The sequence below is a fragment of the Hydrogenophaga sp. LT287 genome (genome assembly GCF_055702805.1).
Window position 1 is genome coordinate 40,510 of the sequence record NZ_JBVPZC010000014.1, and the last position, 19,013, is coordinate 59,522.

The 19,013-nt window shown below is 66.6% G+C and carries 13 protein-coding genes; 8 read left to right on the plus strand and 5 right to left on the minus strand.

The window, feature by feature from the left end; all coding sequences use genetic code 11:
- Positions 1–4 precede the first annotated feature (4 nt).
- The 6 genes from glgB to AC0GNR_RS12020 all read left to right on the plus strand — a co-directional run bounded on the left by glgB (position 5) and on the right by AC0GNR_RS12020 (position 11,253).
- Positions 5–2,212: a 1,4-alpha-glucan branching protein GlgB gene (gene glgB, locus AC0GNR_RS11995; protein ID WP_472901184.1), complete on the plus strand. Its 2,208-nt coding sequence runs from the start codon at positions 5–7 to the stop codon at positions 2,210–2,212.
- The gene (glgX, locus tag AC0GNR_RS12000) at positions 2,209–4,254 is read left to right on the plus strand and encodes a glycogen debranching protein GlgX (RefSeq protein WP_472901185.1); all 2,046 of its coding nucleotides are present in this window, start codon (positions 2,209–2,211) and stop codon (positions 4,252–4,254) included. Before glgB ends, glgX begins: the two co-directional genes overlap by 4 nt.
- The gene (locus tag AC0GNR_RS12005; protein ID WP_472901186.1) at positions 4,251–5,894 is read left to right on the plus strand and encodes an alpha-D-glucose phosphate-specific phosphoglucomutase; all 1,644 of its coding nucleotides are present in this window, start codon (positions 4,251–4,253) and stop codon (positions 5,892–5,894) included. Before glgX ends, AC0GNR_RS12005 begins: the two co-directional genes overlap by 4 nt.
- Positions 5,895–5,957: 63 nt before the next feature.
- The gene (glgC, locus tag AC0GNR_RS12010) at positions 5,958–7,265 is read left to right on the plus strand and encodes a glucose-1-phosphate adenylyltransferase (RefSeq protein WP_472901187.1); all 1,308 of its coding nucleotides are present in this window, start codon (positions 5,958–5,960) and stop codon (positions 7,263–7,265) included.
- A 25-nt stretch (positions 7,266–7,290) separates the two neighbouring features.
- Entirely contained in the window at positions 7,291–8,745 is a 1,455-nt protein-coding gene (glgA, locus tag AC0GNR_RS12015; protein WP_472901188.1) for a glycogen synthase GlgA, read from the plus strand.
- Positions 8,746–8,769: 24 nt separating this feature from the next.
- Positions 8,770–11,253: a glycogen/starch/alpha-glucan phosphorylase gene (locus AC0GNR_RS12020; protein ID WP_472901189.1), complete on the plus strand. Its 2,484-nt coding sequence runs from the start codon at positions 8,770–8,772 to the stop codon at positions 11,251–11,253.
- Between the two features lie 18 nt (positions 11,254–11,271).
- Here AC0GNR_RS12020 and AC0GNR_RS12025 read toward each other — a convergent pair whose 3' ends face one another.
- The 5 genes from AC0GNR_RS12025 to AC0GNR_RS12045 all read right to left on the minus strand — a co-directional run bounded on the left by AC0GNR_RS12025 (position 11,272) and on the right by AC0GNR_RS12045 (position 16,144).
- On the minus strand, positions 11,272–12,423 hold the full coding sequence (locus AC0GNR_RS12025) for an ROK family protein (protein WP_472901224.1): 1,152 nt from the start codon (positions 12,421–12,423) through the stop codon (positions 11,272–11,274).
- Positions 12,424–12,563: 140 nt separating this feature from the next.
- On the minus strand, positions 12,564–13,016 hold the full coding sequence (locus tag AC0GNR_RS12030) for an RbsD/FucU family protein (RefSeq protein ID WP_472901190.1): 453 nt from the start codon (positions 13,014–13,016) through the stop codon (positions 12,564–12,566).
- A 150-nt stretch (positions 13,017–13,166) separates the two neighbouring features.
- Positions 13,167–13,970, minus strand: coding sequence for an ATP-binding cassette domain-containing protein (locus AC0GNR_RS12035; RefSeq protein ID WP_472901191.1), 804 nt, complete (start codon positions 13,968–13,970; stop codon positions 13,167–13,169).
- Between the two features lies 1 nt (position 13,971).
- Positions 13,972–14,901 (minus strand): ABC transporter permease, encoded by a 930-nt coding sequence (locus AC0GNR_RS12040; RefSeq protein WP_472901225.1) that lies wholly within the window; start codon positions 14,899–14,901, stop codon positions 13,972–13,974.
- 295 nt (positions 14,902–15,196) lie between these two features.
- Positions 15,197–16,144 (minus strand): substrate-binding domain-containing protein, encoded by a 948-nt coding sequence (locus tag AC0GNR_RS12045; protein ID WP_472901226.1) that lies wholly within the window; start codon positions 16,142–16,144, stop codon positions 15,197–15,199.
- A 202-nt stretch (positions 16,145–16,346) separates the two neighbouring features.
- Between AC0GNR_RS12045 and AC0GNR_RS12050 the strand changes: the two genes are divergently transcribed.
- Both AC0GNR_RS12050 and zwf read left to right on the plus strand, forming a co-directional pair.
- Positions 16,347–17,372 (plus strand): PfkB family carbohydrate kinase, encoded by a 1,026-nt coding sequence (locus tag AC0GNR_RS12050; RefSeq protein ID WP_472901192.1) that lies wholly within the window; start codon positions 16,347–16,349, stop codon positions 17,370–17,372.
- A gap of 113 nt (positions 17,373–17,485) precedes the next feature.
- Positions 17,486–18,961 carry a glucose-6-phosphate dehydrogenase gene (zwf, locus tag AC0GNR_RS12055; RefSeq protein ID WP_472901193.1) on the plus strand — a complete coding sequence of 492 codons (1,476 nt, stop codon included), beginning with the start codon at positions 17,486–17,488 and terminating at the stop codon, positions 18,959–18,961.
- The last annotated feature ends 52 nt before the right edge of the window (positions 18,962–19,013 follow it).

A 19,013-nucleotide genomic window follows, 5' to 3' on the forward strand; every position in this document is an offset into this window, starting at 1 on the left:
GGTCATGCTGACAACCCAAGACCTTCACGCCATCCAGTCTGGCCAACACCCGGACCCTTACGCCACACTGGGCATGCACAGCGTGGGCGGCGCCCTGTGGGTGCATGCCTTTTTGCCGGGTGCGGCCCAGGTGGGCTTGCTCGAACGCAGCAGCGGCGACCACCGGGGGGCGATGCTGCGCGCGCCCGGGACCGACGTTTTTTCACTCAGCCTGGGCGCTGACACCGTGCCTTTTGCCCACCAGTTTGTGGTGCAGTGGGCCGACGGCCACACCACCCGCTTGGACGACCCGTTTGCCTTTGGTGCGGTGCTGGGCGAGCTGGACGTGTGGCTGCTGTCCGAGGGCACACACCAACGTCCCTACGAATGCCTGGGCGCCCACCCCCGCACGCTTGAAGGTGTGGAGGGCGTGAGCTTTGCCGTGTGGGCGCCTAGCGCGGCCCGCGTCTCGGTGGTGGGCGGCTTCAACCAGTGGGACGGCCGGCGGCTACCCATGCGCCTGCGCCGCGAATGCGGCATCTGGGAAACGTTTGTGCCGGGCCTGGCGGCGGGTGAGCTGTACAAGTTCGAGATCGTCACCACCAGCGGCGAGCGGCTGCTGAAAAGCGACCCCTACGCCTTTCGCTGCCAGCACCGGCCCGACACCGCCAGCGTGGTGCAGGCCCTGCCGCCGGTGCGGCCCATGGCGCCCGAGCGCCAGCGTGCCAACCGGTTTGACCAGCCCATCAGCGTCTACGAGGTGCACCTGGGCTCGTGGCGCAAGCAAGACGGCTGGCGCTGGCTGAACTACCGCGAGCTGGCCGACACGCTGGTGCCCTACGTGCGCGACATGGGCTTCACCCACATCGAGCTGCTGCCAGTGTCAGAACACCCGTTTGACGGCTCCTGGGGTTACCAGCCGGTGGGCCTGTACGCGCCCACGGCGCGCTTTGGCTCGCCCGAAGACTTTCAACATTTGGTGGACGCCGCGCACGCAGCCGGGCTGGGCGTGTTGCTGGACTGGGTGCCCGCCCACTTCCCCACCGACAGCCACGGCCTGGCCCAGTTTGACGGCACCCACCTGTACGAGCACGCCGACCCCAAAGAAGGTTTCCACCAGGACTGGAACACCCTCATTTACAACTACGGCCGGCGCGAGGTGCGCAACTTCCTGATTGGCAACGCGCTGTATTGGCTGGAACGTTTCGGCATTGACGGCCTGCGCGTGGACGCGGTGGCGTCCATGCTGTACCGCGACTACAGCCGCGCCGAAGGCGAGTGGGTGCCCAACCAGTACGGCGGGCGTGAAAACCTGGAAGCGATCGACTTCTTGCGCCGCCTCAACCACACCGTGGGCGTGGAGCGCGACGGCGCGCTGATGGTGGCCGAAGAGTCCACCTCGTTCCCCGGCGTGAGCCGCCCACCCAGCGACGACTTGCAAAGTGGTGGCCTGGGATTTCACTACAAATGGAACATGGGCTGGATGCACGACAGCCTGGACTATTTCGCCCGCGACCCAATCCACCGCCGGCACCACCAGAACGAACTCACCTTTGGCCTGGTGTACGCGTTCAGCGAAAACTTCATGCTGCCGTTTTCGCACGACGAGGTGGTGCACGGCAAAGGTTCGCTGCTGCAGCGCATGCCGGGTGACGACTGGCAGCGCTTTGCTGGACTGCGCGCGCTGTACGGCTATATGTGGGCCTACCCCGGCAAAAAACTGCTGTTCATGGGCTGCGAATTCGCCCAGCCCAGCGAGTGGTCTGCCGACGGCCAGCTGCCCTGGCACCTGCTGGACGACCCGCGCCACGCGGGCATGCAGCGTCTGGTGCGCGACCTCAACCGCGTCTACCAGCACCACACGCCGCTGCACCAGCTCGACACCAGCCCGGCCGGCTTTGCCTGGATCGCGCACGACGACGCCGACCAGTCAGTATTGTCTTGGCTGCGGCTGGACACCGAGGGCAATACCCTGGCAGTGGTGTGCAACCTTACGCCGGTACCGCGCGCCGGCTACCGCATCGGTCTGCCGCTGGCCGGCGCCTGGCAAGAACTCATCAACACCGACGACGCCGTGTACGGCGGCAGCGGCCAGCACAGCGGCGCCGGCCACACCAGCGCGTTTGCGGCGCACGGTCACGCCCAGTCGGTGGTGCTCAACCTGCCGCCGCTGGCGTGCGTGATCCTGGCCCCGGTGGCGCCCGCGCCCGTTGCACCGCCGCTCAACCCATGAACGCGCTGGGCGCCACCGTCACGCAGCAAGGGGTGCATTTCGCCCTGGCGGCACCCCAAGCGCACGGTGTGGAACTGTGCCTGTTTGACCACGCTGGCCTGGCCTGCACGGCGCGGCAGCCCCTGGCCATCGACGCGCAAGGCATCTGGCGCGGCTTCGTCCCAGGCCTCGCGGTCGGGGCGGTGTACGGCTACCGGGTGCATGGCCCCTGGAACCCTGCCGAGGGCCAGCGTTTCAACCCCGCCAAGCTGCTGCTGGACCCGTATGCCCGCGAGGTGCTGGGCCGCTACGACGGCCACGACATCCACAACGGCCACCGCCCCGACGACCCCACGCAACCCGACCCGCGCGACAACGCCGCCACCGCGCTCAAAGCCCTTGCGCTGGCCGACCCGCCCGCGCTGCAAGCCCCGAGACCGCAGATCGACCCGGCCCGGCGCGTGCTGTACGAACTGCACCTGAAGGCCTTCACCGCGCTGCACCCGGGCGTGCCCGAAGCGCTGCGCGGCACTTACGCCGGCCTGGCGCACCCCGCGGCCATCGCCCACTTGAAGCGCCTGGGCATCACCACCGTGTGCCTCATGCCGCTGGCGCAGCGGGCCGACGAAACGCGCCTGCTGCAGCTGGGCCTGAGCAACCACTGGGGCTACAACACCATAGGCTGGGCCGCGCCAGAAACCCGCTACGCCAGCGCCCCCGAACACGCCCGCGACGAATGCCGTGCCATGGTGGATGCGCTGCATGCCGCCGGCCTTGAGGTGGTGCTGGATGTGGTGTTCAACCACTCGGCCGAGTCCGACGAAACCGGCCCCACGCTGTCGCTGCGCGGCATCGACAACGCGCTGTACTACCACCTGTTGCCGCACGACCGCGCGCGCTACGTCAACTGGGCCGGCTGCGGCAATGTGCTCAACCTGAACCAGCCGCTGGTGTTGCGCCTGGTGATGGACAGCCTGCGCCGCTGGGTCACCGACTTTGGCATCGACGGTTTCCGCTTCGACCTCGCCCCCATCCTGGCGCGCGGTGAGCCGCCGCACATCGGCTTTCAGCCGCGTGCACCATTCCTCATGGCCGTGGCCCAAGACCCGCTGCTGAACGACCGCCTGATGATTGCCGAGCCCTGGGACATAGGGCACGGGGGCTACCAGCTGGGCGCCTTCCCCGCTGGCTGGCTGGAATGGAACGACCGCTACCGCGACACCCAGCGCAGCACCTGGCTGCGCCACACCGGCACACCCGGCGAGCTGGCCCACACGCTGGCCGGCTCCAGCGCTGTGTTTGGCCACCGCCCCGCCCACAGCAGCGTGAACATCCTCACCGCCCACGACGGCTTCACCCTGATGGACCTGGTGAGCTACGTGCACCGCCACAACGAAGCCAACGGCGAAGACAACCGCGACGGCCATGGCCACAACCTGAGCGTGAACCACGGCGTGGAAGGCCCCAGCGACGACCCCGCCGTGGTCAGCGCCCGCCTGCGCCAGCGCCGCGCCCTGCTGGCGGTGCTGCTGCTGTCGCTGGGCACGCCCATGCTGCTGGCCGGCGACGAGCTCGGCCACAGCCAGCGCGGCAACAACAACGCCTATTGCCAGGACAACCCCAGCACCTGGCTGCACTGGGACACCGCCGACCAAGGCCTCACCGACTTCGTGGCCCACCTGATCGGTTGGCGCCATTCGCTCACCCCGCTGCTGGCCCACTGGTGGCACAGCGGACCGGCCACAAGCCTTACAAGCCCCACGAGCGCCAGCGCCCAGTGGTTTCAAGCCAGTGGTGGCCCCCTGGGCCCCGGTGAATGGGAGCAACCCCACGCCGCGCCGCTGGTGCTTCAGCTCAGTGGGCCCGGCATGGCGTGCTTGTTGCTCTTGAACCCCACAAACCAGCCCCACAGCGTGGCGTTGCCGCCCGGCCCCTGGCAGCGCCGGTTGTGCACCCACAGCGGCCACACCGACCCCATGCCGCTCCCAGCCACCGCCGAACTTCCCGCCGGTAGCGTCTGGCTGGCGGTGCAACCCGGCGGGCCTTTTCAGGAATCAATATGACCCTCCACACCCTGCCCACCACCCCGTTCAGCGGCCAGCGACCCGGCACCTCCGGCCTTCGCAAAAAGGTCGCGGTGTTCCAGCAAGCCCACTACCTGGAAAACTTTGTCCAGGCGCTGTTTGACGTGTTGCACGGCACCGACCAGCCCGCCACCGGCCTCACCCTGGTGCTGGGCGGCGACGGCCGCTTTTACAACCGCAGCGCCGTGCAAACCATCTTGCGCATGGCCGCCGCAAGGGGTTATGCCCGGGTGCTGGTGGGCCAGGGCGGCATCTTGTCCACACCCGCGGTGAGTGCGGTGATTCGCCGCCACGGCGCCAGCGGCGGCATCGTGCTCTCGGCCAGCCACAACCCGGGCGGGCCCGATGGCGACTTCGGCATCAAATACAACAGCGCCAACGGCGGGCCGGCCCCCGAAAAGCTGACCGAAGCCGTCTACCAGCGCACCCTGACGCTGCAGCACATTGCCACCAGCGACAGCGCCGACATCGCGCTGGACACGCTGGGCCGGCAGAGGCTAGAGGCCACCGAGGTGGAGGTGATCGACCCCGTGGCCGACCACGCCGCGCTGATGCGCGAGCTGTTTGACTTTGACGCCATCCGCGCCCTGTTTGCGCGGGGTTTCCGGCTGCGCTTTGACGCCATGTGGGCGGTGGGCGGGCCGTACGCCAAGGCCATCATCGAAGGCGAGCTGGGCGCACCCGCGGGCACGGTGGTGCACGCCGATCCGCTGGAAGATTTTGGTGGCCTGCACCCCGACCCCAACCCGGCCTACGCCGACGACCTGATCGACCACCTGATGGGCGCCGACGCGCCCGACATGGGTGCGGCCACCGACGGCGACGCCGACCGCAACATGGTGCTGGGCCGGGGGTTTCTGGTCTCGCCGTCCGACAGCCTGGCCGTGCTGGCCGCCCACGCCACAAAGGTGCCCGGCTACCGCGCCGGGCTGGCCGGTGTGGCCCGCTCCATGCCCACGTCCACCGCGGTGGACCGGGTGGCCAAGGCGCTGGACATTCCGTGTTTTGAAACCCCCACCGGCTGGAAGTTTTTCGGCAACCTGCTGGACGCCGGCCAGGTCACGCTCTGCGGCGAAGAAAGCTACGGCACCGGCTCCAGCCATGTGCGCGAAAAAGACGGCTTGTGGGCGTTGCTGTTCTGGCTCAACCTGGTGGCGGTCACCGGCGAGTCGGTTGAAGCGCTGGTGCGCCAGCTGTGGCGCGAGCACGGCCGCTGCGTGTATTCCCGCCACGATTACGACGGCATCGCCACCGAACAGGCCAACACCCTCATGGCCGAGCTGCGGGCCCAGTTGCCTGCGCTGGCGGGTACCACCGTCGCTGGTCAGCGCGTTGCCTGGGCCGACGATTTCGCCTACACCGACCCGGTGGACGGCTCGCTGAGCCAGCAGCAAGGCGTGCGCGTGGTGCTGGAAGATTCGTCGCGGGTGGTGTTTCGCCTCTCAGGCACTGGCACCGAAGGCGCCACCCTGCGCGTGTACCTGGAACGCCACGAGGCCGACGCCAGCCGCCACGACCTGCCCGCCCAGCAAGCCCTGGCGCCGCTGATCGGGCTGGCCCAGGCCCTGGCCCGCATCACCCACCATACCGGCATGCACACCCCCACCGTGATCACCTGAACACCCGAGCGAAGACTCGGCCGCAGGCCACCGCGACCTTCAACCCTGCAGGAGACAAACCCCATGAGCCCCACACTCCAACCCGCGCCCCTGAACACCGACCGCCACATGCAGCCCCACATGCTGGTGCGCCGATCCATCGCCCTGGTGCTGGCGGGCGGGCGCGGCTCGCGCCTGAAGCAGCTCACCGACAAACGAGCCAAACCGGCAGTGTATTTCGGTGGCAAATTCCGCATCGTCGATTTCGCGCTGTCCAACTGCGTGAACTCGGGCATTCGCCGCATTGGCGTGATCACGCAATACAAGTCGCACTCGCTGCTGCGCCACCTGCAGCGCGGCTGGAGCTTTCTGCGCGCCGAACTCAACGAAATGGTGGATCTGCTGCCCGCCCAGCAGCGGGTGGACGAAGAGCACTGGTACCGCGGCACGGCCGATGCGATCTACCAGAACGTGGACATCATCCAGTCCAGCAACCCCGAATACGTGGTGGTGCTGGCTGGCGACCACGTCTACAAGATGGACTACTCCATCATGTTGCAAGACCACGTGGCTTCGGGCGCGGGCTGCACCGTGGGCTGCATTGAAGTGCCGCGCGAAGAAGCCTCGGCGTTTGGCGTGATGGCGGTGGACGCCGAACGCCGCATCACCGACTTTGTGGAAAAACCCGAGCACCCGCCCACCATGCCCGGCAGCGACACGGTGTCGCTCGCCAGCATGGGCATCTACATCTTCAACGCTGCCTACCTTTACCGCCTGCTCGAAGAAGACCTGGCCAACCCCTCCTCCAGCCACGACTTCGGCAAAGACGTGATCCCCTGCGTGGTGCGTGAGGGCCGCGCCGTGGCCCACCCGTTTTCCATGTCTTGCGTGTCGTCCACCCCCGAGGCCAAGCCTTACTGGCGCGACGTGGGCACCATCGACGCCTTCTGGGAAGCCAACCTCGACCTCGCCTCGGTCACGCCCGAGCTCGACATCTACGACACCGAATGGCCCATCTGGACCAGCCAGCGCCAGCTGCCCCCGGCCAAGTTTGTGCAAGACGCCGACGGCAAACACGGCCTCACCATCAACACCATGGTCTCGGGCGGCTGCATCGTTTCGGGCTCGGTGGTCAGCAACTCGGTTCTGTTTTCCAACGTGCGCGTCCACTCCTTTTGCCAGGTCGACCAGGCGGTGCTGCTGCCCGAGGTGACCGTGGGCCGCCACTGCCGCCTGAGCCGCGTGGTGGTGGACCGCGGCTGCAAGCTGCCCGAAGGCCTGGTGATTGGTGAAGACGCCGAACAGGACGCCCAGCGCTTTGAACGCAGCCCGGGCGGCGTGGTGCTCGTTACCCGCGACATGCTCAACCGGCTCCCCGTTGCACAGCCCTGAAGCCCGCCCCAACACCACCCGCACCATGAAGATTCTGCAAGTCAGTGCCGAATACCACCCCCTGCTGAAAACCGGGGGCCTGGCCGATGTGACCGGCGCCCTGCCCCAGGCGCTGCGCGCCCACGGGTGCGACGTGCGCGTGCTGCTGCCCGGCTTTCCGGCGGTGCTGGCGGGCTTGCAGCAGCCGGCCGAGCTGCTGCGGTTCAACGCACCGTGGGGCGCCGAGCTGCGGCTGTTGCACGGCACCCTGCCCGGCACGCCCGCCGTGCACGCCTATGTGCTGGACGCGCCCGGCCTGCTGGACCGCCCCGGCAACCCCTACGAAGACGCCCACAAACAGCCCTACGCCGACAACCACCGCCGCTTTGCCGCGCTGGCCTGGGCGGCGGTGCAGCTGGCCCGAGGCGGTGACGCCGGCTGGAAACCCCAGCTCGTGCACGGCCACGACTGGCACGCCGGCCTGGTGCCCGCCTGCCTGGTGCAAGCGGGCGGCGACCAGCCGCTGCTGCCCAGCGTGTTCACGGTGCACAACCTGGCCTACCAGGGCCTGTTTGATGCCGCGCGGTTTCCCGACATCGGCCTGCCGTGGTCGTTCTTCCAGCTCGAAGGCCTGGAATTCTGGGGCCAGGTCTCGTTCATGAAAGCCGGCCTGCACTACGCCAACCGCCTCACCACCGTGAGCCCCACCTATGCGCGCGAAATACAAAGCGCCGAACACGGCTGCGGACTCGACGGCCTGCTGCGCCGCCGCCAGGCCGATCTGAGCGGCATCCTCAACGGCGTGGACGACACGCTCTGGAACCCCGCCACCGACCACCTGCTGCCCCACCCGTTCAGCAGCAACCAGCTGCTGGGCAAAGCCCGCTGCAAAGCCGCTCTGCAAATCGAAACCGGCCTGCACACCCACCCCGACGCGCCGCTGTTCACCGTGGTCAGCCGCCTGACCGAGCAAAAGGGCCTGCCCCTGGTGCTGGACGCGGTGGACACCCTGGTGGCCAGCGGCGCGCAGCTGATGCTGCTGGGCAATGGCGACGCGCACCTGGAAGCCGCCTTTGTAGCCAAAGCGCAGCAACATGCCGGGCGGGTGGCCGTGCACATTGGCTTTGACGAAGCGTTTTCCCACCGGGTGTTTGGCGGCAGCGACGTGACCCTGGTGCCCTCGCGCTTCGAGCCCTGCGGCCTGACGCAGCTGTACGCCCTGAAATACGGCAGCGTACCGCTGGTGCGCCGCGTGGGTGGCCTGGCCGATTCCGTCACCGACACCCGGCCCGACACCCTGGCCAGCGACACGGCCACCGGCATCGTGTTTGACCACATGGACTCCGCCGAATTTGCCCACGCGCTGCAGCGCGCCCTGGCCCTTTACCGGCACCCCACCCACTGGCAACGGGTGCAGCGCGCCGGCATGCGCCAACGCTTTTCCTGGGACGAGGCCGCCCGGGAATACGCCGCGCTCTACCGTGAACTCGTCGCACCCTGAAATTTCACCTGCTTGAACGCCCCCATGACACAAACCGCCGCCTTTTCCTACGACAGCCCGCGCAACGACCTCGCCTCGCTCAAGCAGTCCATCGCCAACAAACTCGTGTTCACAGTGGGCAAAGACCCGTCGGCCGCCCGCCCCGAAGACTGGCTGCACGCGGCGGCCTATGCCGTGCGCGACCGCCTGGTGGAACGCTGGATGCGCACCACCCACGCCCAGTGCGACCAGGACGCCAAGCGCGTGTACTACATGTCCATGGAATTCCTCATGGGCCGCGCGTTTGACAACGCCATGCTGGCGCTGGAACTGCGCGACACCCTCAAACAAGCGCTGAGCGAGCTGGGGGCCGACATCGACGTGCTGGCCGCGCTGGAGCCCGACGCCGCGCTGGGCAACGGCGGCTTGGGCCGGCTGGCGGCCTGCTTTCTCGACGCCATGGCCACGCTGGGCATTGCCGGCTACGGCTACGGCATCCGCTACGACTACGGCATGTTTCGCCAGACCATCGTGGGCGGCCAGCAGGTGGAGGTGCCCGACTACTGGCTCACCCACGGCAACCCCTGGGAATTTGCGCGCCCCGAGGTGGTGTACCGCGTGCAGTTTGGGGGCCATGTGGCCCGTGAAGGCACCGGCGACGCCGCCCGCCACCGCTGGGTCGACTCGCACGACGTGCTGGCCATGGCCTACGACACCATCGTGCCCGGCTACGGCACCGACGCCACCAACACGTTGCGGCTGTGGTCGGCCAAGGCCACCGAAGAGATCGACCTCAGCGCCTTCAACCGCGGCAACTACTTTGCCGCCGTGGAAAGCAAGAACCACTCGGAAAACGTCTCGCGCGTGCTCTACCCGGACGACTCCACCCCGTCGGGCCGCGAACTGCGCTTGCACCAGGAATACTTCTTTGTCAGTGCCAGCGTGCAAGACCTGTTGCGCCGCTACCTCAAAACCCACACCGGCTTTGAAGAGCTGCCGCACAAGGTCAGCATCCACCTGAACGACACCCACCCGGTGCTGGCCATCCCTGAGCTGATGCGCCTGCTGCTGGACGAACACCACCTGCCCTGGACTGATGCCTGGCGCCTGTGCCAGGGCGTTTTTTCGTACACCAACCACACGCTCATGCACGAGGCTCTGGAAACTTGGCCGGTAGACATGATGGGCCGCGTGCTGCCGCGCCACCTGCAAATCATTTACGACATCAACAGCCACTTCCTGGCCGAACTGGCGCGCACCGGCGTGCACGACCCCGAGCGCATTCGGCGGCTCTCGCTGATCGACGAGTCGGGCGAACGCCGCGTGCGCATGGCCTACCTGGCGGTGGTCACCAGCCATTCGGTCAACGGCGTGTCGGCCCTGCATTCGGACCTGATGCAGCAGTCCATCTTTGCCGACTTCGCCCACCTGTGGCCGCAGCGCTTCAACAACAAAACCAACGGCATCACCCCGCGGCGCTGGCTGGCCCAGGCCAACCCGGCGCTGTCCAGCCTGATCGACAGCCGCCTGGGCACCGGCTGGCGGCGCGACCTGACCCAGCTCCAAGCCCTGCGCCCGCTCGCCAGCGACGCCGATTTTGCGCAAGCCTTTCGCGAAGCCAAGCAGGCCAACAAACAACGCCTGGCCGACTGGCTGCAGCAGCACATGGGCCTGCAGGTCAGCCCGCAGGCGCTGTTTGACGTGCAGGTCAAACGCATCCACGAATACAAGCGCCAGCTGCTCAACCTGCTGCACGTGGTGGGGCGCTACCAACGCATCCTGGCGCAGCCCGATGCCGAGCACACGCCCCGTGTGGTGATCTTTGCGGGCAAGGCCGCCTCGGCGTACCACACGGCCAAGCTCATCATCCGGCTCATCAACGACGTGGCCACCACCATCAACGCCGACCCGCGCGTGGGCGACCGCCTCAAGGTGGTGTTTGTGCCCAACTACAGCGTGAGCCTGGCCGAAATCATCATCCCGGCGGCCGACCTGTCGGAGCAAATTTCCACCGCCGGCACCGAAGCCTCGGGCACCGGCAACATGAAATTGGCCCTGAACGGCGCGCTCACCATCGGCACGCTGGACGGCGCCAACGTCGAGATCCGCGACAACGTGGGCGAAGACAACATCTTCATCTTCGGCCACACCACGCCCGAGGTGCAGGCGCTGCGCAGCGCGGGCTACCAGCCACGCCGCTTCCTGGAAGAACAGCCCGCGCTGCAAAGCGTGCTGGAAGCCATTCGCGACGGCACCTTCAGCCCGGGTGAGCCCGCACGCTACCAGGCGGTTTACGACATGCTGGTGAACTGGGGCGACCACTACCTGCTGCTGGCCGACTACGCCAGCTACGTGGCCACCCAAGACCGCGTGGACCAGGCCTACCGCGACACCGAAGCCTGGACGCGGCAGACCATCCACAACGTGGCGGGCATGGGACCGTTTTCAGCCGACCGCACCATCGCCGAATACGCCCAGACCATCTGGCACAGCCCACCCCTGGCCAACCTCACACCCAGCGAGCGCTGACCCCGCTGGCGCAGGCGCTCAGCTTTTCAAAAAGCTGCCATGGTCGGGCGCAAAGCAGGCGTGCAGGGGCAGCAAGGCGCCGCCCAGCGCGCGGGCGTCAGAGCCCATGCTGCCCAGCTCCAGCCGGGGCATGGGCTGCAGGCCTTCCCAGTTGTAGGTTTTCAAGGCTTCGCTGGTGCGCGCCAGCAGGTTGTGCAGCAGCTCGGGCGCCACGGCGCCGTCCATCACCACCGCTTCCACGTCCAGAAAGGCGGTGCCAGCCACGATGCAATGCGCCAGCGCCCGCGCGGCCCGCTCCAGCCATTCCTGGGTGTAAGCCAGCCAGGGCGCCTGCAGCGCCCGCGTGTCGTAAGCGGCCATCGGGTCCAGCGCGTGCTCGCGAAAGCGCTGCTCCAGGTCCCACAACGACGCCTGGCTGACCAGCTGCGGCGGAACATCACCGCCTTGCGACACCTGAAGCGGCAACGACGCCACGGCACCGGCGTTGCCGTGGACACCGCGGTGCAGGTGCGAATGGATCACCAGACCACCGCCGACGAAGGTGTCCATGAACAAATACAGAAAGCTGCCAATGTCGCGCCCGCGCCCCTGAAACAGCTCGGCCACGCAAGCGGCCGATGTGTCTTTGGCAAAGCTCACCGGCAAGTCGGTGAGCGCCTGCACTTCGGCGGCCAGATCCATGTCGTTCCAGGCCCGGGACTGCGCCTCGGTCAAGCCCAGCATGCGGTGCCAGCCGCCGAGCTGAAACGGCGCCGCCACGCCCACGCCCACCACGCGGTCGCGCAAAGGGCCCAGGTCTTCCAGCAGCCGGTTCAGGTTGGCCTTGATGGCGGGCAGCAGCACCGGAATGTCGGGAAACGGGTAGTTCAGCACCAGGCGCTGGCGCACCCGGCCGGTGAAGTCCACCAGCAACCAGTCGGCGCTGCGCCGGCCAATCTTGATGCCCACCGCAAAAGCGCCGTCGGGGTTCAGCCCGATGGGCACCGAAGGCTGGCCCACACGGCCGCGCACCGGGGCTTCACGGGTGAGCAGCTGGTCTTCGTCGAGCCGGGCCGTGATGAGGCCAATGGTCTGCGCCGTGAGGCCGGTGAGGCGGGCCAGGTCGGCCTTGGGTAGGCTGCCGTGGGCGCGCAGCGCTTGCAGCACCACCCGTTCGTTGAACTGGCGCATGCCCACCTGGTTGGAGCCGCGCGGGCGCAGCCGGGGTGCATCGTTGGCGGCATCCGGCGGTGCAGGCGCCGCCACGGGTTCGTTGGGGTGGGTGTTGGTTTCGGTCACGGTGGCCAAGTTTGACACGTCCGGCACCCCGCTCATTCGCGCAGGGCTTCGCCCACCACGCCCTTGCGCAAAATGAAGTTGGCCCAGGGCTGGCGCTCGCCTGTCACCACAATCGCGTAGGCGGTTTTGACCCGTTCGTAAAAGGCGTAGCGCTCCAGCGCCTCGGCCTGGCCTTCGGCCAGCCCTTCTTGCGCCAGCACGGCCAGGGTTTCGCGCTGCAGGGCCGAGCGGTAGCCCGGCGCGCTGCCGCACACTTGCATGTAGGCCACGGGCTGCGGCACATCGGCCGCCAGCGGCAACACACTGGCCACCGCCTGCACCGTGCGCGCCATGCCCACACCGGGCAGGCGCAACACCGGCTTGCCTGCGCCCAGGCTCATGGCGGTGAAGTTGGCGTCGGCCAGCACCAGCGCGTCGTCGTGCCCCATTTCGGCCAGCAGTTTCAACAGCTCGGGGCTGAGCAGGGGATCAATGCCTTTGAGCATTTTGGTCTTTCAAACAAACTAACAACGGCCCAGAACGCCACACATGCCAACCCAGAACACCGCGGAACTGGCTTTGCCAGGCCGCTGGTGTTGCCCCTTGAGGGGCGGATCGGCTACACACAGTGAGCAAGCGAAGGGGGTGGGCACAGTTCAGGCCAGAGCTTCTGCAGGCAGATCGTCGACCGACTTCGCGCCGGTCATCACCGCCACGGTGTCGCTCATGCTGATGTGCTTGGGGTCCACAATGGCGGCGCGCTTGCCCAGGCGGGCAATGTGGATACGGTCGGCAATTTCAAACACATGCGGCATGTTGTGGCTGATCAAAATGACCGGCAGGCCCTTGTCGCGCACGCGGCGAATGAGCTCCAGCACCATGTTGCCTTCCTTTACGCCCAGCGCAGCGGTGGGTTCGTCCATGATCACCACGTGCTGCGCAAACGCCGCCGCACGGGCCACGGCCACGCACTGGCGCTGACCGCCCGACAGCGTTTCCACCGCCTGCGTCATGGAACGGATGCCAACCTTCAGGTCGTTCATGCGCGAAATGCTCTCTTCCAGCATCTTGCGTTTGTCCATCATGCGCAGCACCCGGCCCATGAAGCCGGGGCGCAGAATTTCACGGCCCAGAAACAGGTTTTCAGCAATCGTCATGGCCGGCGCCACGGCAAGGTCCTGGTACACGGTTTCAATGCCGGCGCGGCGCGCGTCAATGGGGCTGCGAAACTTGGCGGCCTGGCCGTCCAGGAAAATCTCGCCTTCATCGGGAATGGTGGCGCCCGCCAGGCACTTGATGAGCGACGACTTGCCGGCGCCGTTGTCACCGATCACAGCCATGATTTCACCGGCGCGCAATTCGAAGTCGGCACCGTCAAGCGCGGTCACCTGGCCGTAGCGCTTGACAAGGCCTTTGGCCTGGATCACGAGCGGGCTTTGAGCGTTGGGAGCGGTAGACATATCAGCGGACTCCTTTGCGGGACATCTGGTCGGTCATCACCGCCAGGATCACCAGAATGCCGGTGACCAGAATCTGATAGACGGAGGACACGCCCATGAGCGTGAGACCGTTGCGGAACACGCCCACAATCAGCGCGCCCACCAGCGTGCCGATGATGATGCCGCGGCCGCCAAACAGGCTGGTGCCGCCCAGCACCACGGCGGTGATGGCGTCGAGGTTTTCGGTCTGCCCGGCGTTGGGGTCACCGGCGCCAATGCGGGCCACGCTCAGCAGCGAGGCAATGCCGTAAAACACGCCCGCCAGCACATACACGCCAATCAACACTTTGTCGGTGGAAATACCGGTGAGGCGGGTGGCTTCGGGGCTGTTGCCCACGGCGTAGATGTGGCGCCCAGGCGCGGTTTCGCGCAGGAACAGCCAAGTGATCAGGTACAGCGCCAACATCAATACCACGCCGTAGAGCACGTTGGTCTGGCCAATGCGGAACGAGTTGCCCAGCCAGGTCATGCCTTCGGACACATCGGTGATGGTCTGCGAGCCCGAATACAGTTGGGTGATGGCAAACGCGATGTTCAGCGTGCCCAGCGTGACGATGAAAGGCGGCAACTTCGCTTTGGTGACCAGCAGGCCGTTAACCAGGCCAAAGCCTGCCGTGGCGGCAATGCCCAAGGTGATGGCGACCGGGGCGCTCAGGCCAAAGTCGGCAGCCATTTTGGTCATGACGATGCTGCCCAGCGCCATGATCATGCCGCACGACAAGTCAATGCCCGCGGTGAGGATGATGAGCGTCTGGCCAATGGCGATGGTGCCCACCACCATGACCTGCTGCAAGATCAGCGAGAAGTTTTGCAGCGTCAGAAAACGGTCGCTTTGGGACGCAAAAAAGGCACAGGCCACCAGCAGGGCGATAAAGGGTCCCAGGGTGCCCATGGGCGGGAGTTTGGCTGCGAGGGTTTTCAAGGGAGTTCTCCCAACAAAGATTCAATAACTGCTCCGGAGAGCGAGATGCCCCCGACCAGGGGCACCAAGGGTCCGGCTCCGCCGGCCCGAGGTGTCGTCCCTCCTCCAAGCGCCGTGGGCGCGCCAGAGAGGGGGGGAAACCGCGCAGCGGCTCAGGGGGGTGTGCCGAATGCTCGGCTTTGCCGGCCCAAGGTGCCGTCCCCCCTCCCAGCGCCGAAAGGCGCGCCAGAGAGGGGGGAAGCCGCGTCAGCGGCGCAGGGGGGTGTTACTTATTACCCCAGCACAGATCCATGCCGGTCTTCACGTCTTTGCTGTCCACACCGGCCACCGCTTTGGCTGCAATCAGGGTCACGCCAGTGTCGGTGTAACCGCTGACTTTTTTACCGGTCTTGGCGTATTCCACGCCAGCGGCCACGCCCATGGAAGCCATGCGCAGCGGGTACTGCTGGCTGGTGGCGGTGATCACGCCAGCGCCCACGTCCTTGATGCCCGCGCAACCGCCGTCCACCGACACAATGACCACGCCTTTTTCCTTGCCTGCGGCCTTCAGTGCCTTGTAGGCACCGGCGGCTGCGGGTTCGTTGATGGTGTAAACGAGGTTGATGTTGGGGTTTTTCTGCAAGCAGTTTTCCATGCCGGTCTGGCCCTTGGCGGCGTCACCGAAGCTGTCGGCCATGCAAGCCACGCCAGCGGCGGCACCACCCAGGTTGTTGCTGGACGCGTCAGGCGCAGCCAGGCCAAAACCCTTCAGGAAACCGTTGTGGCGCTGGGCGCCCACCGGGTGGCCGGGGAACAGGTCGAGCGTGGCGATCACGGCTGGCTTGCCGCCCAGCGCCACTTTGGCGTACTGGCCAATCAGCACACCGGCCTTGTAGTTGTCGGTGGCAAACAGGCCGTCCACGGCGCTCACCGGGTCGGTGGGGCTGTCCAGGGCGATCACTTGCACACCCTGGGCCTGCGCACGCTTGATGGCGGGAATGATGGCTTTCGCGTCGCTGGGGGTGATCAGAATGGTCTTGGCGCCCGCGGCAATCATGTTTTCCATGGCGGTCACCTGGCCGGCGTTGTCACCGTCGGTCTTGCCGGCAGCGGACAGCAACTTGGCGCCCAGCTTCTTGGCCTCGGCGGTGGCACCTTCCTTCATCTTCACAAAGAAGGGGTTGGACTCGGTCTTGGTGATCAGGCCAATCACCGGCTCAGCAGCGGAGGCCATGCCCACGGCCAGGGCCAGGGCGGAAAACACAAAAGCGGGGGCGATTTTTTTCACAGAGGTCTCCTCAAAGGGGTAGATGGTGGTCAACAAAAGCAATGGAACACAAACCTCAGCAGCCCGCCTCTTGGGGTTTTCACGCTGTGCGCTGCGGAGTGGGTGAACTATATTTGAGATCTGGTTAATAAATCAATTGGATTTAATTATGGTTTTCCCTACCCAAAATCATCTTGCACAGGTTCCCGTTCAAGTCGCCACCGCTGGCGAAGCCCTGATCGACCTGATCCAGGAGGCCGACGGCCGCCTGCGCCCCTGCGACGGTGGCGCGGTCTACAACCTGACCCGCGCACTCGGCCTGCAAGGCGTGGGCACGCTCTACCTCAACCCCTTGTCAGCAGACCGCTTTGGCCGTGGGCTGGCCCACGGCATTCGCCAGGCTGGCGTGACGCTGGCGCACAGCGAGCCGGTGCACCAACCCACGTCGCTGGCGGTGGTGGCCCTTGATGCCCAGGGCAAGGCCAGCTACAGCTTTTACCGCGAAGGCGTGGCCGACCGGCAGGTGAACGCCGCCGAGATGACCCGCCAATGCGCCGAGCAACCCCGGCTGTCCACCGTGGCCACCGGCTGCCTGGCGCTGGTGGCCGACGACAGCGACAAATACCTGCCGTGGCTGCAGGCGCAGCGCGCTGCGGGCCGCCTGGTGGTGGTGGACGCCAACCTGCGCCCGGCCATCGTGCCCGACATGGCGGCCTACCAGGCCAGCGTGATGGCCGCGCTGGGCGAGGCCGACATTGTGAAGGTGAGCGACGACGACCTCGCCACGCTGGGCTTCACGCACCCCGACCCGCTGGTGGCAGCCCGCGAACTGATGGCAAAAACGCCCGCGCGCTGGCTCGCGCTCACGCTGGGCGCCAAAGGCGCGGCGATTTTGAACCGCGACGGCAGCGGCTGGCACGGCGCCGAGCCGTTGCCGGTCCAGGTGGCCGACACCGTGGGGGCGGGCGACAGCTTTCTGGCCGGCATGCTGGTCGCGCTGCTCCAGCGCCCTTCCATGCAGGCCGCGCGCAACGCCAGCGAGCTGTCGCTTGACGCGGCCGACGTGCAGCACATCCTGGGCCACGCCATCGCCAGCGCCAGCCTGTGCGTGATGGAAACCGGCTGCGTGCCGCCCAGCCTGGCCCAGGCCCAGGCCCGTGTGGCGAGCGCGCAACCGGTCTTCAAGGCACTCTGAACCGACCCGCGCCAGGGCGCGCACGGCGCTAGCATGTGGCCCACGCTATTTGGAAACCCGTTTGTAACTTGATTACAATAAAATATCAACATTCAAGTAACTAAATTAGAGACATGACCGCATCAACCTCCCGCCCTGCGCCTGCTGGCCCGCTCGATCTGGTGATCTTTGGCGGGGTGGGCGACCTCTCGGTGCGCAAGCTGCTGCCCGCGCTGTACATGGCCCACCTGCACAACAACCTGCCGGCCGCCACGCGCATCCACGCGCTGGGCCGCCAGAGCTGGGACCGCGCCGCCTTTGTTGCGTTCATACAAGACAAGGTGCGCGGCTTCATTGAAGACAAAGCCTTTGCCGAAGCCACCTGGGCCAGCTTTCTGGAGCGGCTGAACTACGTCAGCGTGGACGCCACCCAGGCACAGGATTTCACCGCCCTTGCCGCCGCCATGCAAAGCGGCTCGGACCGCGTCTACTACCTGGCCACCGCACCCAGCCTGTTTGTGGGCATTTGCGCCAACCTGCACGGCGCCGGCCTGATCGACGAGCGCGCCCGCGTGGTGCTGGAAAAGCCGCTGGGCCACGACCTGGCTTCCGCCCGCCAGATCAACGACGACGTGGGCCGGTACTTCCAGGAACAGCAGATCTTCCGCATCGACCATTACCTGGGCAAAGAGACGGTTCAAAACCTGATGGTGCTGCGCTTTGGCAACACCATTTTTGAGCCGCTGTGGCGCAGCCCTTACATCAAGAGCGTGCAGATCACGGTGGCTGAAGCCGTGGGCGTGGGCAGCCGCGCCGGTTTTTACGACGGCACCGGCGCCATGCGCGACATGGTGCAAAACCACCTGCTGCAACTGCTGTGCATCGTGGCCATGGAGCCGCCGGTGTCGCTCGACCCGGACGCCGTGCGCGACGAAAAACTCAAGGTATTGCGCTCTCTGCGGCCCATGACCATGGCCGATGTGGCCCGCGACACGGTGCGCGGCCAATACAGCGCCGGCGCCTCCAACGGCGACGCCGCGGTGGGCTACCTGCAAGAAGCCAACATTCCGGAAGGCAGCGGCACCGAAACTTTTGTGGCGCTGAAGGCCCACATCAACAACTGGCGCTGGGCCAACGTGCCGATTTTTCTACGCACCGGCAAGCGCATGGCCGCGCGCCAGTCTGAAATCGTCATCGAATTTGCCGACCTGCCGTTCACCATCTTCCAGGACTCGCCGCACAAGTCGGTCAACCGCCTGATGATTCGCCTGCAGCCGGAAGAACACATCCAGCTGCAGATGATGGCCAAGGAGCCCGGCAGCGGTATGAAGCTGCGCCCGGTGAACCTGAACCTGGACCTGGAAACCGCGTTTTCCGAGCGCCGCGCCGAAGCCTACGAGCGACTGCTGATCGACGTCATCAAAGGCCGCCTCACCCACTTCATGCGCCGCGACGAACTGGAAGCCGCCTGGAGCTGGGTCGAACCGATCATCAACGGCTGGCAGCAGCTGAACGAAAAACCCAAGGCCTACACCGCCGGCAGCTGGGGGCCGGCGGCGTCGTCGGCGCTCATGGCGCGCGAGGGCAGCTCCTGGGTGGAGGAGTCTTGAATATGGCCCCCCTTGCGCCGCTTCGCGTCTTCCCCCTTGGGGGACAACACCA